At 61.7% G+C, this 14,328-nt stretch carries 12 protein-coding genes; all 12 read left to right on the top strand.

The window, feature by feature from the left end:
- Positions 1-223 precede the first annotated feature (223 nt).
- A complete protein-coding gene (gene acs, locus J4E63_RS14820; protein ID WP_092201656.1) occupies positions 224-2,179 on the top strand; it encodes an acetate--CoA ligase in 1,956 nt (651 codons plus the stop codon).
- A 769-nt stretch (positions 2,180-2,948) separates the two neighbouring features.
- A complete protein-coding gene (locus J4E63_RS14825) occupies positions 2,949-3,722 on the top strand; it encodes an ABC transporter substrate-binding protein (RefSeq protein ID WP_092259063.1) in 774 nt (257 codons plus the stop codon).
- 90 nt (positions 3,723-3,812) lie between these two features.
- Positions 3,813-4,502, top strand: a complete 690-nt coding sequence (locus tag J4E63_RS14830; protein WP_060741004.1) for an ABC transporter permease — start codon at positions 3,813-3,815, stop codon at positions 4,500-4,502.
- Entirely contained in the window at positions 4,499-5,197 is a 699-nt protein-coding gene (locus tag J4E63_RS14835; RefSeq protein WP_060741005.1) for an ABC transporter permease, read from the top strand. Before J4E63_RS14830 ends, J4E63_RS14835 begins: the two co-directional genes overlap by 4 nt.
- A gap of 56 nt (positions 5,198-5,253) precedes the next feature.
- Positions 5,254-6,018: an ABC transporter ATP-binding protein gene (locus J4E63_RS14840; protein ID WP_060741006.1), complete on the top strand. Its 765-nt coding sequence runs from the start codon at positions 5,254-5,256 to the stop codon at positions 6,016-6,018.
- Between the two features lie 113 nt (positions 6,019-6,131).
- Entirely contained in the window at positions 6,132-7,112 is a 981-nt protein-coding gene (locus tag J4E63_RS14845; RefSeq protein WP_060741007.1) for a GlxA family transcriptional regulator, read from the top strand.
- Positions 7,113-7,471: 359 nt separating this feature from the next.
- On the top strand, positions 7,472-8,692 hold the full coding sequence (locus tag J4E63_RS14850) for an aspartate aminotransferase family protein (RefSeq protein ID WP_060741008.1): 1,221 nt from the start codon (positions 7,472-7,474) through the stop codon (positions 8,690-8,692).
- 237 nt (positions 8,693-8,929) lie between these two features.
- The gene (aruF, locus tag J4E63_RS14855) at positions 8,930-9,949 is read left to right on the top strand and encodes an arginine/ornithine succinyltransferase subunit alpha (RefSeq protein WP_092201660.1); all 1,020 of its coding nucleotides are present in this window, start codon (positions 8,930-8,932) and stop codon (positions 9,947-9,949) included.
- A gap of 43 nt (positions 9,950-9,992) precedes the next feature.
- Positions 9,993-11,018: an arginine N-succinyltransferase gene (gene astA, locus J4E63_RS14860; RefSeq protein WP_039591862.1), complete on the top strand. Its 1,026-nt coding sequence runs from the start codon at positions 9,993-9,995 to the stop codon at positions 11,016-11,018.
- Complete coding sequence (gene astD / locus J4E63_RS14865) at positions 11,015-12,484, top strand: succinylglutamate-semialdehyde dehydrogenase (RefSeq protein ID WP_207282539.1); 1,470 nt, start codon at positions 11,015-11,017, stop codon at positions 12,482-12,484. Before astA ends, astD begins: the two co-directional genes overlap by 4 nt.
- Before the next feature lie 131 nt (positions 12,485-12,615).
- Positions 12,616-13,962, top strand: a complete 1,347-nt coding sequence (gene astB, locus J4E63_RS14870) for an N-succinylarginine dihydrolase (RefSeq protein WP_192261212.1) — start codon at positions 12,616-12,618, stop codon at positions 13,960-13,962.
- A 69-nt stretch (positions 13,963-14,031) separates the two neighbouring features.
- On the top strand, positions 14,032-14,319 hold the full coding sequence (locus tag J4E63_RS14875; RefSeq protein ID WP_003178862.1) for a hypothetical protein: 288 nt from the start codon (positions 14,032-14,034) through the stop codon (positions 14,317-14,319).
- Positions 14,320-14,328 lie beyond the last annotated feature (9 nt).

Genomic DNA, 14,328 nt, shown 5'->3' on the forward strand with positions numbered 1-14,328 from the left:
GTCATCGCGAGCAAGCTCGCTCCCACATTGGATCTGTGGTGTAGGACAAACTGTGGGAGGGGGGCTTGCTCCCACACAGGGGAAAGCCTGGCGGGAGCGGGGTTGCACGTTAGTACCGACATTTTGTAGGGACTTGTTACTACCATCGTCGAATGGTTCTATAGGCCCGCCCCGGGCTACAACGGGACCATACAAAAACAACTATGTCTCCGAGGTAAGAAAGATGAGTGCGGCTTCTCTGTATCCCGTTCGCCCCGAGGTTGCGGCCAGTACGTTGACTGACGAGGCGACCTACAAGGCGATGTATCAGCAGTCGGTCGTCAACCCGGATGGCTTCTGGCGCGAGCAGGCCAAGCGCCTCGACTGGATCAAACCGTTCACCACGGTGAAACAGACCTCCTTCGACGATCACCATGTCGATATCAAGTGGTTCGCCGACGGCACCTTGAACGTGTCCTACAACTGCCTCGACCGTCACCTGGCCGAGCGCGGCGATCAAATTGCGATTATCTGGGAGGGCGATGACCCGTCCGAGAGCCGCAACATCACCTATCGCGAACTGCACGAAGAAGTCTGCAAGTTCGCCAACGCCCTGCGTGGCCAGGACGTGCATCGCGGCGACGTGGTGACCATCTACATGCCGATGATCCCTGAGGCTGTGGTCGCGATGCTGGCCTGTACCCGGATCGGTGCGATTCACTCGGTGGTGTTCGGCGGCTTCTCGCCGGAAGCACTGGCCGGCCGGATCATCGACTGCAAATCCAAAGTGGTGATCACCGCTGACGAAGGCGTTCGCGCTGGCAAGAAGATCCCGCTCAAGGCCAACGTCGATGACGCGCTGACCAACCCGGAAACCAGCAGCATCCAGAAAGTCATCGTGTGCAAGCGCACGGCTGGCAACATCAAGTGGAACCAGCACCGCGACATCTGGTACGAAGACCTGATGAAGGTGGCCGGCACCGTATGCGCGCCGAAGGAAATGGGTGCCGAGGAAGCGCTGTTCATCCTCTACACCTCTGGTTCCACCGGCAAGCCCAAGGGCGTGCAGCACACCACCGCTGGCTACCTGTTGTATGCAGCGCTGACCCATGAGCGCGTGTTCGACTACAAGCCAGGTGAGGTCTACTGGTGCACCGCCGACGTGGGCTGGGTTACCGGCCACAGCTATATCGTCTACGGCCCGCTGGCCAATGGCGCGACCACGCTGCTGTTCGAAGGCGTGCCGAACTACCCGGACATCACCCGGGTGGCCAAGGTCATCGACAAGCACAAGGTCAATATCCTCTACACCGCCCCGACGGCTATTCGCGCGATGATGGCCTCGGGCACCGCCGCCGTCGAAGGCGCCGATGGCAGTAGCCTGCGCCTGTTGGGGTCGGTGGGTGAGCCGATCAACCCGGAAGCCTGGGACTGGTATTACAAGAATGTCGGCAAGGAACGTTGCCCGATCGTCGATACCTGGTGGCAGACCGAAACCGGTGGCGTGCTGATCAGCCCGCTGCCAGGCGCCACGGCGTTGAAGCCGGGTTCGGCCACTCGCCCGTTCTTTGGTGTGGTGCCGGCGCTGGTGGACAACCTCGGCAACCTGATCGAAGGCGCGGCCGAAGGCAACCTGGTGATCCTCGATTCGTGGCCAGGCCAGGCGCGTACGCTGTACGGCGATCATGACCGTTTCGTCGACACCTACTTCAAGACCTTCAGCGGCATGTACTTCACCGGTGACGGCGCCCGCCGCGACGAGGACGGTTACTACTGGATCACCGGTCGAGTGGATGACGTGCTCAACGTGTCCGGCCACCGCATGGGCACGGCCGAGATCGAGAGCGCCATGGTCGCCCACCCGAAAGTCGCCGAAGCGGCGGTGGTGGGTGTGCCGCATGATATCAAGGGGCAGGGCATCTATGTCTACGTCACCCTCAATGCCGGCGAAGAAACCAGCGAGGCCCTGCGCCTGGAACTGAAGAACTGGGTGCGCAAGGAGATCGGTCCGATTGCCTCGCCGGATGTGATCCAGTGGGCACCAGGGCTGCCGAAGACCCGTTCCGGCAAGATCATGCGCCGCATCCTGCGCAAGATCGCCACGGCGGAATACGACGGGTTGGGTGATATCTCCACCCTGGCCGACCCGGGTGTGGTGGCGCACTTGATCGAGACGCACAAGACCATGAACGTTGCCTGACGGCGGTTTGTGACCTCAAGAAGCCCCGCCTGGCATTTGCCTGGCGGGGCTTTTTTGTGCGCGTCGCATGGCCTTTGTGGCGAGGGGATTTATCCCCGCGGGGCTGCGAAGCAGCCCCAAGATCCCCGACTCATTCTTCCTGATACACCGAGTTGCCTGTTTTTAGGGCCGCTTCGCAGCCCAACGGGGATAAATCCCCTCGCCACATGTTGGGGGTTCGAACGACCGCGGTGCCTGGCTTTGGGGCTGCTTCGCAGCCCAGCGGGAGCAAGCTCCCTCGCCACGGGTTCGGCGAATGAATAAATATCGGCGTTTAAAGTGGGAGGTGTCCGAACGTTACCGGTGTTTCGAAATGTGTAACCAAAGGCGCCACAACGGGGCGATGTGAAACGCGAAGCCCCGTTACAGGGCGGCTCCGGGCGTTCCGGAAAATAAGCCGACACGCTGTGCTTGCCGGATTAGAAGGGTTTGCGAATAATGGGCCCGCTATTTGCAGCATAGATCGGTTTCCCTTCTTTTGCTCTTGCATGAATTTGCGGGGCTGTCAATGTGCTCGAACCGCTTTCTCGGTGCTTCTGTAATTTGTTGTCGCATTGAAGAAATATCGGCTTCGGGCCTGTCGTTAGAATGCCGATCACTCGCTCGTCGTGGCTCGCGTCGAATAAACCGTGAGCTTCCCAGGACGCAGCACCCACGTTCGTTCCACCCATTCGCATATTGGGCTGTTGCTCACTCTGCCGTTTTTGCCCTTTACCGATGGAGTCCCAAGATGAAGAAACTTGTGCTGCTTGGCGCCCTGGCACTGTCCGTGCTGTCCCTGCCGACCTTCGCTGATGAGAAACCCCTGAAGATTGGTATCGAAGCGGCTTACCCTCCGTTCGCCTCGAAAGCCCCGGATGGCAGCATCGTCGGCTTCGACTACGACATCGGCAACGCGCTGTGCGAAGAAATGAAGGTCAAGTGCGTATGGGTCGAGCAAGAATTCGACGGCCTGATACCGGCGCTGAAGGTGCGCAAGATCGACGCGATCCTGTCGTCCATGTCCATCACTGAAGATCGCAAGAAGTCCGTTGATTTCACCAACAAGTACTACAACACCCCGGCCCGTCTGGTGATGAAGGCCGGTACCCAGGTCAGCGACAACCTCGCCGAGCTCAAGGGCAAGAACATCGGCGTGCAGCGCGGTTCGATCCATGAGCGTTTCGCCCGTGAAGTCCTGGCTCCGCTGGGTGCCGAGATCAAGCCGTACGGTTCGCAGAACGAAATCTACCTGGACGTTGCCGCCGGCCGCCTCGACGGCACCGTGGCAGACGCTACCCTGTTGGATGACGGTTTCCTCAAGACCGATGCCGGCAAGGGCTTCGCATTCGTAGGTCCAGCCTTCACCGACGAGAAATACTTCGGCGACGGCATCGGTATCGCGGTTCGCAAGGGCGATGCGCTGAAAGACAAGATCAATGGCGCGATCACCGCCATCCGCGAGAGCGGCAAGTACAAGCAAATCCAGGACAAATACTTCGCTTTCGATATCTACGGCAAGTAACGACGTCCCGCCACTCGTGCGAAATGGCGCAAGCAACAGGATCTCTGCGGTTTGCGCCATTTTTTCATCCCACTTTCGAGGACCTGAATCATGTTGAAAGGCTACGGGGCTGTCATCCTCGATGGCGCATGGTTGACGCTTGAGCTCGCCTTGTCGTCCATGGCCCTGGCCATCGTCCTGGGTTTGATCGGCGTTGCGTTGCGCCTTTCTCCGGTGCGCTGGCTGGCGTGGCTGGGCGACCTGTATTCCACGGTCATTCGCGGCATTCCCGACCTGGTGCTGATCCTGCTGATTTTCTACGGCGGTCAGGACTTGCTCAATCGCGTGGCACCGATGCTCGGCTATGACGACTACATCGACCTGAACCCGCTGGCGGCCGGTATCGGCACCCTGGGCTTCATCTTCGGTGCGTACCTGTCGGAGACCTTTCGCGGTGCATTCATGGCGATCCCCAAGGGCCAGGCCGAGGCGGGCATGGCGTATGGCATGAGCGGCTTCCAGGTGTTCTTCCGGGTGCTGGTGCCGCAGATGATTCGCCTGGCGATTCCGGGCTTCACCAACAACTGGCTGGTATTGACCAAGGCCACCGCGCTGATTTCCGTGGTGGGCCTGCAAGACATGATGTTCAAGGCCAAGCAGGCGGCGGATGCCACTCGCGAGCCTTTCACCTTCTTCCTCGCAGTGGCGGCGATGTACCTGGTGATCACCAGTGTCTCGTTGCTGGCGTTGCGTCACCTTGAGAAGCGCTACTCGGTAGGCGTAAGGGCGGCTGATCTATGATCTTCGACTACAACGTCATCTATGAAGCCTTGCCGCTGTATTTCAGTGGCTTGCTGACCACCCTCAAATTGTTGGCCCTGTCGCTGTTCTTCGGCCTGCTGGCGGCGTTGCCCCTGGGGCTGATGCGGGTGTCCAAGCAGCCGATCGTCAACATGACGGCCTGGCTCTACACCTACGTGATCCGCGGCACGCCGATGCTGGTGCAGCTGTTCCTGATCTATTACGGGCTGGCGCAGTTCGCGATCGTGCGCGAAAGCTTCCTCTGGCCGTGGCTGTCCAGCGCGACGTTCTGTGCGTGCCTGGCGTTTGCCATCAACACCAGCGCCTACACCGCCGAAATCATCGCCGGCAGCCTGCGGGCCACGCCCAATGGTGAGATCGAAGCGGCCAAGGCCATGGGTATGTCGCGCTACAAGCTGTATCGCCGGATCCTGCTGCCGTCGGCCTTGCGTCGGGCGCTGCCGCAATACAGCAACGAAGTGATCATGATGTTGCAGACCACCAGTCTGGCATCCATCGTGACCCTGATCGACATCACCGGCGCGGCGCGCACGGTGAATGCGCAGTATTACTTGCCGTTCGAGGCCTACATCACGGCCGGCGCTTTCTACCTGTGCCTGACCTTCATTCTGGTGCGCCTGTTCAAACTGGCCGAGCGCCGCTGGCTGGGTTACCTGGCCCCGCGCAAGCACTGATAACGCATCGATCCGATCGACTGCTCAACGACTGACGTTTTGTGAGAACCGACCGCATGTACAAGCTTGAAGTCCAAGACCTGCATAAACGCTATGGCAGTCACGAAGTGCTCAAGGGCGTGTCCCTGAAGGCCGCCGCTGGCGATGTGATCAGCATCATCGGCTCCAGTGGCTCCGGCAAGAGTACCTTCCTGCGTTGCATCAACCTGCTCGAGCAACCCCATGCCGGCAAGATTCTGCTCAACAACGAAGAGCTGAAACTGGTCGCCGGCAAGGATGGCGCCATGAAGGCCGCGGACCCCAAGCAACTGCAGCGCATGCGTTCGCGGCTGTCGATGGTGTTCCAGCATTTCAACCTGTGGTCCCACATGACCGCGCTGGAAAACATCATGGAGGCGCCCGTGCATGTACTGGGCGTGGCCAAGGCTGAAGCGCGGGAGAAGGCCGAGCACTACCTGAACAAGGTCGGCGTGGCCCATCGCAAGGATGCCTACCCGGGCCACATGTCCGGCGGCGAGCAGCAGCGTGTGGCGATTGCCCGTGCGCTGGCGATGGAGCCTGAGGTGATGCTGTTCGACGAACCGACCTCGGCGCTGGACCCGGAGCTGGTGGGCGATGTGCTCAAGGTGATGCAGGCCCTGGCCGTGGAAGGTCGGACCATGGTGGTGGTGACTCACGAAATGGGCTTTGCCCGCGAGGTCTCGAACCAGCTGGTGTTCCTGCACAAGGGTATCGTCGAAGAAAGCGGCAACCCGCGTGAAGTGCTGGTCAATCCGCAATCGGAGCGCCTGCAACAATTTCTTTCGGGCAGCCTCAAGTAATCGCTCCCGTTACGCACCTGATTTGGGTCATGCTGCGCACCGCGCGCCAGATGGTCTAATTTGGTTGCAGCCGCTTTTGGCTTTAACACTGTTTTCGCTTCGGATCGCCCGCCATGACTGCCCATCGAATAGGTTTCCTGATTTGGCCCAGCACTAAAGCCTTGACGCTGGCGCTGGCCGAGGAGGCCTTGCGTGTCGCTCAGCGGGTGCATCCGGATGTGGTCTACGAGCTGTCGTTCCTGCAGGCCGAGCCACCGGCCGCCGGCGCCTGGCAATTGCCGGGCGAACCTTGGGCCGGCAAGCTCGAGGGGTTCCAGAAGCTGTTTCTGCTGGCCGATGAGCCGCCGACCGCACTGGCCTCGCCCCTGAGCAGCGCCCTCAAGCAACTGGTGCGTGCCGGGTGTGTGATCGGTGGTTTGTCGGCGGGTGTCTATCCCTTGGCCCAGCTGGGTTTGCTCGACGGTTACCGTGCTGCCGTGCATTGGCGCTGGCAGGACGACTTCTCCGAACGTTTCCCCAAGGTCATCGCCACCAGCCATCTGTTTGACTGGGATCGCGATCGCCTGAGCGCTTGCGGCGGCATGTCGGTGCTGGACCTGTTGCTGGCGGTCCTGGCCCGGGATCACGGTGCGGAGCTGGCCGGCGCGGTGTCGGAAGAGTTGGTGGTCGAGCGCATTCGTGAAGGCGGCGAGCGCCAGCGCATCCCGTTGCAGAACCGCCTCGGCTCCAGCCATCCAAAGCTCACCCAGGCGGTGCTGCTGATGGAAGCCAATATCGAAGAGCCGCTGACCACCGACGAAATCGCCCAGCATGTGTGTGTATCCCGCCGGCAACTGGAACGGATCTTCAAGCAATACCTCAATCGCGTGCCCAGCCAGTATTACCTGGAACTGCGCCTGAACAAGGCCCGGCAGATGTTGATGCAGACCAGCAAATCCATCATCCAGATCGGCCTGTCCTGCGGTTTCTCCTCGGGGCCACACTTCTCCAGCGCCTACCGCAACTTCTTCGGCGCCACGCCGCGGGAAGACCGCAACCAGCGACGCAGCAGCAGCCCGTTCGAATTGTCCTCGGTGCCGTCCGAGCGGGGCTAGGCGGCAAGGCTGCGGATAGGGCGGTCGACACAGAAAATTGTGGGAGCGAGCTTGCTCGCGATGGCGTCGGACCAGCCAGCATCGATGTTGACTGATACACCGCTATCGCGAGCAAGCTCGCTCCCACAGGTGTTTTGTGTCTGGCAGCGGAAATGTGGAGGCGGGCGCCTCAAATCCCTTGGCAACGTTTAAACTGCGCCTTTGCGACGCTATTTGTCGCATTGCCGTAAACCCGCGCAAAACGTGGGTTGGCGCTATAAGAAGTTGTCGCTTGGCGGCAAGGCCGGGCTGAAAACTGTCCTTACAATCCTTACCAAGCCCGCCAGTTCCAGGCGGGTGTTCCTCATCAGGAGACTCCGATGTCCGTTGAGCAAGCCGCGGTACAACGCGCCGATTTCGACCAGGTTATGGTTCCCAACTATGCACCTGCTGCCTTCATACCTGTGCGTGGTGCCGGTTCCCGCGTATGGGACCAATCCGGTCGTGAGTTGATCGACTTTGCTGGCGGCATTGCAGTCAACGTACTGGGCCACGCCCACCCGGCACTGGTCGGTGCTCTGACCGAACAGGCCAACAAGCTGTGGCACGTCTCCAACGTCTTTACCAATGAGCCGGCCCTGCGCCTGGCCCACAAGCTGGTCAACGCGACCTTTGCCGAGCGCGCGTTTTTCTGCAACTCCGGCGCCGAAGCCAACGAGGCCGCCTTCAAGCTGGCCCGTCGCGTTGCGTTCGATCGTTTCGGCAGCGAAAAATACGAAATCATCGCCGCGCTCAATAGCTTCCACGGTCGCACCCTGTTCACCGTCAACGTCGGCGGGCAGTCGAAGTACTCCGACGGTTTCGGACCTAAAATCACTGGCATCACCCACGTTCCTTATAACGACCTGGCCGCGTTGAAAGCCGCTGTCTCGGACAAGACCTGCGCCGTGGTGCTGGAGCCGATCCAGGGCGAGGGCGGCGTGCTGCCGGCCGAGCAGGCCTACCTGCAAGGCGCCCGTGACTTGTGCGATGCCCACGACGCGCTGCTGGTGTTCGATGAGGTGCAGACCGGCATGGGCCGCAGCGGTCATCTGTTCGCCTACATGCATTACGGCGTGGTCCCGGACATCCTCACCAGCGCCAAGAGCCTGGGCGGTGGTTTCCCGATTGCGGCGATGCTCACCACCGAAGCCCTGGCCAAGCACCTGGTGGTCGGCACCCACGGCACCACCTATGGCGGCAACCCGCTGGCCTGCGCGGTGGCCGAAGCGGTGATCGATGTGGTCAATACGCCTGAGGTGCTCGGTGGTGTCAAAACCAAGCACGCCAAGTTCAAGGCGCGCCTGGAGCAGATCGGCGAGAAGTACGGCCTGTTCACCCAAGTGCGTGGCCTGGGCCTGCTGATCGGCTGCGTGCTGAACGATGCCTGGAAAGGCAAGGCCAAGGACATCTTCAACGCCGCCGAACAGGAAGGCCTGATGATCCTGCAAGCCGGCCCGGACGTGATTCGCTTCGCCCCGAGCCTGGTAGTGGAAGACGCCGACATCGACGCCGGCCTGGACCGCTTCGAGCGGGCTGCGGCGAAGCTGACGCAAGCCTGAGGCTGAAGCCGGCCCCCTTGTGGGAGCGAGCTTGCTCGCGATGGCGTCGGACCAGCCAGCATCGATGTTGACTGGCACACCGCTATCGCGAGCAAGCTCGCTCCCACAGGGGGGCTTGCTGCGGCTGAAAAATCGAAGACCGCGGCAGATGCAATGCGGACCCGCGTGTTCGTTTAGTTTTTTTCTGTGTGTCGACCTGAGGGTCGAACCCTTTATTTCAAGTTAAGGAGTGACACCATGCTGGTGATGCGCCCCGCGCAAATGGCGGATCTGGGCGAGGTACAGCGTCTGGCTGCGGACAGTCCGATCGGTGTCACTTCCTTGCCGGATGACGTGGAACGCCTGAGCGACAAGATTGCCGCAAGCGAAGCCTCGTTTGCCGCCGAAGTCAGCTTCAACGGTGAAGAGAGCTATTTCTTCGTCCTCGAAGACACCGCGACCGGCAAGCTGGCGGGCTGTTCGGCCATCGTCGCGTCGGCCGGTTATTCCGAGCCGTTCTACAGCTTTCGCAACGAGACCTTCGTTCACGCCTCCCGTGAGCTGAAGATCCATAACAAGATCCACGTGCTCTCCCAATGCCACGACCTGACCGGCAACAGCCTGCTGACCAGTTTCTACGTGGTGCCGGAACTGGTGGGTTCGCCATGGTCGGAACTCAATTCACGGGGGCGGCTGTTGTTCGTCGCCAGCCATCCGGAGCGGTTCGCCGATTCGGTGGTGACCGAGATCGTCGGCTACAGCGATGAGAATGGCGACTCGCCGTTCTGGGACGCCATCGGTCGCAACTTCTTCGACCTCAACTACGCTGCCGCCGAGCGCCTGTGCGGGCTGAAGAGCCGTACCTTCCTCGCCGAGCTGATGCCCCATTACCCGATCTATGTGCCGCTGTTGCCGGATGCCGCCCAGGAAGCCATGGGCCAGGTACATCCGCGGGCGCAGATCACCTTCGACATCCTGATGCGCGAGGGTTTCGAGACCGATCACTACATCGACATCTTCGACGGTGGCCCGACCCTGCATGCCCGCGTCTCGGGCATCCGCTCGATCGCCCAGAGCCGCGTGGTGCCGGTCAAGATCGGCGAACCGGTCAAGGGCGTCGGTCGCCAATACCTGGTGGCCAATGCCCAGTTGCAGGATTACCGCGCCGTGCTGCTCGAACTCGACTACGCGCCGGGCAAACCGGTGACCCTGGATATGGAAGCGGCCGAAGCCTTGGGCGTTGGCGAAGGCGCCAGCGTGCGCCTGGTGGCGGTTTAATGAGTTTCGCGGGTGGCGCAAGCGGCCCGTTTGAGGAGATAGCATGATCGTTCGTCCCGTACGCAGCAGCGATTTACCCGCTCTGATCGCCCTGGCCCGCAGCACGGGCACCGGCCTGACCACCTTGCCGGCCAATGAAGAGCGCCTGGCCCATCGGGTCGGTTGGGCCGAGAAGACCTTTCGCGGCGAAGCCGGGCGCGGTGATGCGGACTACCTGTTCGTGCTCGAAGACGATGACGGGCGCGTGGTGGGCATTTCCGCCATCGCCGGTGCCGTGGGGCTGCGTGAGCCCTGGTACAACTTTCGGGTCGGCCTGACGGTCAGCGCTTCCCAGGAATTGAACATCTATCGGGAAATCCCGACCCTGTTCCTGGCCAACGACCTGACCGGCAATTCCGAGCTGTGCTCGCTGTTCCTCCACGCCGACTACCGCAGTGGCCTCAATGGCCGGATGCTGGCCAAGGCGCGGCTGTTGTTCATCGCCGAGTTCCCGCAGTTGTTCGGCAACAAGATCATTGCCGAGATGCGCGGCATGTCCGACGACAACGGACGTTCGCCGTTCTGGGAAAGCCTGGGCCGGCATTTCTTCAAAATGGAGTTCAGCCAGGCCGACTACCTCACCGGCGTGGGCAACAAGGCATTCATCGCTGAACTGATGCCCAAGTTCCCGCTGTACACCTGTTTCTTGTCCGAAGATGCCCGGGCCGTGATTGGCCAGGTTCATCCGGACACTGAGCCGGCCTTGTCGATGCTCAAGAGCGAAGGTTTCAGCTATCAGGGTTACGTCGACATCTTCGACGCCGGCCCGGCGGTGGAGTGCGAAACCGGCAAGATCCGCGCGATTCGCGACAGCCAGGCGCTGGTGTTGGCCATCGGCACGCCGGGCGATGACGCCACGCCGTTCCTCATCCATAACCGCAAGCGCGAAGACTGCCGCATCACCGCTGCACCAGCGCGCTTCGCCGCAGGCACTCTGGTGGTCGATCCGCTGACCGCCAAACGTCTTCAACTCAATGCCGGCGACCAGGTGCGTGCCGTTGCGTTGTCCGCTGCCCGGGAGTCGAAATGATGAATTCGTTGTACATCGCAGGTAGCTGGCTGGAAGGCCAGGGCGACCTCTTTGAGTCGTTGAACCCCGTGACCCAGCAGGTGTTGTGGTCGGGCAACGGCGCCACGGCGGCGCAAGTGGAATCGGCGGTGCAGGCCGCGCGCCAGGCGTTCCCGGACTGGGCACGGCGCTCGCTGGGTGAACGCCTCCAGGTGCTGGAAGCTTTTGCCGCGGCCCTGAAAAGCCACGCCGACGAACTGGCCCAGTGCATCGGTGAAGAAACCGGCAAGCCGTTGTGGGAAGCGGCGACCGAAGTGACCAGCATGGTCAATAAAGTCGCCATTTCGGTGCAGAGCTACCGCGAGCGGACCGGCGAGAAGAGCGGCCCCCTGGGCGACGCCACCGCCGTGCTGCGCCACAAGCCTCATGGTGTGGTGGCGGTCTTCGGCCCTTACAACTTCCCTGGTCACTTGCCCAACGGTCATATCGTGCCAGCGCTGCTGGCCGGCAACAGCGTGTTGTTCAAGCCGAGCGAGCTGACGCCGAAAGTCGCCGAGCTGACGGTCAAGTGCTGGGTCGAGGCCGGTCTGCCGGCGGGTGTGCTGAACCTGCTGCAAGGCGCGCGGGAAACCGGTATCGCCCTGGCAGCGAACCCAGGTATCGACGGGCTGTTCTTCACCGGCTCCAGCCGCACCGGCAATCTGCTGCATCAACAATTTTCCGGGCGCCCGGACAAGATCCTCGCGCTGGAGATGGGCGGTAACAACCCGCTGGTGGTGGATGAGGTGGCGGACGTCGATGCGGCGGTCTACACCATTATCCAGTCCGCCTTCATTTCCGCCGGACAGCGCTGCACCTGTGCGCGGCGCCTGCTGGTGCCGGAAGGTGCCTGGGGCGATGCCTTGCTGGCGCGCCTGGTGGCGGTCAGCTCGACCCTTGAAGTCGGTGCCTTCGACCAGCAACCGGCACCGTTCATGGGTTCGGTGATTTCCCTGGGCGCGGCGAAGGCGCTGATGGATGCGCAAAACCATTTGCTCGGCAAAGGCGCCGTGCCGCTGTTGGCCATGACCCAGCCGCAGCCCCAGGCGGCATTGCTGACGCCGGGTATCCTGGATGTGACGGCGGTGGCCGAGCGTCCTGATGAAGAGCTGTTCGGGCCGTTGCTGCAAGTGATCCGCTACACGGACTTCGCCGCCGCCATCACCGAGGCCAACAATACGCAATACGGCCTGGCCGCCGGGTTGCTGTCCGATTCCCAGGAGCGTTACCAGCAATTCTGGCTGCAGAGCCGCGCCGGTATCGTCAACTGGAACAAACAGCTGACCGGCGCCGCCAGCAGCGCCCCGTTCGGCGGTGTCGGTGCCTCGGGCAACCATCGCGCCAGTGCTTATTACGCGGCCGATTATTGCGCGTACCCGGTGGCTTCCCTGGAGACCCCGAGCCTTGTCATGCCGGCTGCCCTGACCCCCGGTGTGAGAATGGTGTGAACCCCGATCGCGAGCAAGCTCGCTCCCACAGGGTCTTGCGCAATCCATGTGGGAGCGAGCTTGCTCGCGAAGGCCGCGATGCGGTTGTTATTTGATGCCTATAAAAAACAGATTCTCGTGGAGCCTCGCTGATGAAATCCTATGAAGTCAACTTTGACGGTCTAGTGGGGCCGACCCATAACTACGGCGGGCTCTCGTACGGCAACGTCGCGTCCCAGAGCAACAGCCAGCAGTCCTCCAACCCCAAGGAAGCGGCGTTGCAGGGCCTGGCGAAAATGAAAGCGCTGATGGACATGGGGTTCCAGCAGGGCGTGCTGGCACCGCAGGAGCGTCCGGACGTGGCGGCCCTGCGCCGCTTGGGCTTTGCCGGCAGCGATGCCCAGGTGATCCAGCAGGCCGCGAAAGAAGCGATGCCGTTGCTGGTCGCCAGCTGCTCGGCCTCCAGCATGTGGGTGGCCAACGCCGCCACGGTCAGCCCGAGCGCCGACACTGCCGACGGTCGCGTGCATTTCACCGCCGCCAACCTGAACTGCAAATACCACCGCAGCATCGAACACCCGACCACCAGTCGCGTGTTGGGGGCGATGTTTGCCGACCAGCAGCACTTCGCCCACCACGCCGCGTTGCCGGCGGTGGCGCAGTTCGGCGATGAAGGTGCGGCCAACCACACGCGTTTCTGCCGTGCCTACGGCGAGGCCGGCGTCGAATTCTTCGTCTTCGGTCGCAGCGCCTTCGACACCCGTTATCCCGCACCGCAGAAATACCCGGCGCGCCAGACCCTGGAAGCCTCCCAGGCCGTTGCCCGCCTGCATGGGCTGCGGGAGGAGGGCGTGGTGTACGCCCAACAGAATCCGTCGGTGATCGACCAGGGTGTGTTCCACAACGACGTGATCGCGGTGGGCAATGGCGAAGTGCTGTTCTATCACGAGGACGCGTTTCTCGAGACCGACAGGATGCTGGCCGAACTGAGCGGCAAACTCGCCAAGGTCGGTGGGAAATTTCAGTCGGTGTGCGTACCGCGTTCGGCGGTGACTGTCGATGACGCGGTACGTTCCTACCTGTTCAATAGCCAGTTGCTGTCGCGTCCCGACGGCTCCATGCTCTTGATCGTGCCGGAAGAATGCCGCGGCAACGAACGCGTCTGGCAATACCTGCAAGGCCTGACGGGCGCTGGCGGGGTGATTCGCGAAGTGAAGGTCTTCGACCTCAAGCAAAGCATGCAGAACGGTGGCGGCCCGGCTTGCCTGAGGTTGCGCGTGGCCCTCAATGAAACCGAGCTGGCGGCCGTCAACCCAGGGGTTATCATGACCGCGCCGCTGTACGATTCGCTGACCCAATGGGTCGAGCGGCACTACCGCGACCGCATGACCGAAAATGACCTGGCAGACCCGCAGTTGCTGCTCGAATGCCGTGCGGCACTGGATGAACTGACACAAATCCTTAAACTTGGCGCGGTTTATCCTTTCCAGATCAATTGAAAGCGCGCGCGACCTGACTACAGTCAAAGCAGGGCGCGTTGCCTTATCCCCAGACGAGAACCTAAAGACATGAGCGATACCCTGCAGCTGATCCTTGAAGACACCGACGGCACCCAACTGGAAACCTCCTGCACCCGTGTCGCGGTGATGTGGCAAGGCAAGGAGTTGTGGATCCAGCAGGACGGCCGCGGTCAGTTGCTGATCGGCGTCGATGTCGAGGAAGGGGACGAGGAATACGCCAACCTGTTGTTGCGTCCATTGGCGACCAACCTGGTCAGCCTGCAACTGGAAATGGAACCGGCGGACGTCGGCGACGATGACCATGTCCATGGCCCGGATTGCGGCCACGACCACTAAGGAAACCGC

Source organism: Pseudomonas sp. FW300-N2F2, assembly GCF_017351655.1.
Lineage (GTDB): Bacteria > Pseudomonadota > Gammaproteobacteria > Pseudomonadales > Pseudomonadaceae > Aquipseudomonas > Aquipseudomonas fluorescens_AA.

What these genes read in the sequence shown, in the direction of transcription:
- astA (WP_039591862.1), top strand. Translation starts at nt 9,993, where the DNA reads ATGATCGTTCGTCCCGTACGCAGCAGCGATTTACCCGCTCTGATCGCC.
- J4E63_RS14875 (WP_003178862.1), top strand. Translation starts at nt 14,032, where the DNA reads ATGAGCGATACCCTGCAGCTGATCCTTGAAGACACCGACGGCACCCAA.
- J4E63_RS14840 (WP_060741006.1), top strand. Translation starts at nt 5,254, where the DNA reads ATGTACAAGCTTGAAGTCCAAGACCTGCATAAACGCTATGGCAGTCAC.
- J4E63_RS14845 (WP_060741007.1), top strand. Translation starts at nt 6,132, where the DNA reads ATGACTGCCCATCGAATAGGTTTCCTGATTTGGCCCAGCACTAAAGCC.
- acs (WP_092201656.1), top strand. Translation starts at nt 224, where the DNA reads ATGAGTGCGGCTTCTCTGTATCCCGTTCGCCCCGAGGTTGCGGCCAGT.
- J4E63_RS14850 (WP_060741008.1), top strand. Translation starts at nt 7,472, where the DNA reads ATGTCCGTTGAGCAAGCCGCGGTACAACGCGCCGATTTCGACCAGGTT.
- J4E63_RS14835 (WP_060741005.1), top strand. Translation starts at nt 4,499, where the DNA reads ATGATCTTCGACTACAACGTCATCTATGAAGCCTTGCCGCTGTATTTC.
- J4E63_RS14825 (WP_092259063.1), top strand. Translation starts at nt 2,949, where the DNA reads ATGAAGAAACTTGTGCTGCTTGGCGCCCTGGCACTGTCCGTGCTGTCC.
- aruF (WP_092201660.1), top strand. Translation starts at nt 8,930, where the DNA reads ATGCTGGTGATGCGCCCCGCGCAAATGGCGGATCTGGGCGAGGTACAG.
- J4E63_RS14830 (WP_060741004.1), top strand. Translation starts at nt 3,813, where the DNA reads ATGTTGAAAGGCTACGGGGCTGTCATCCTCGATGGCGCATGGTTGACG.
- astB (WP_192261212.1), top strand. Translation starts at nt 12,616, where the DNA reads ATGAAATCCTATGAAGTCAACTTTGACGGTCTAGTGGGGCCGACCCAT.
- astD (WP_207282539.1), top strand. Translation starts at nt 11,015, where the DNA reads ATGATGAATTCGTTGTACATCGCAGGTAGCTGGCTGGAAGGCCAGGGC.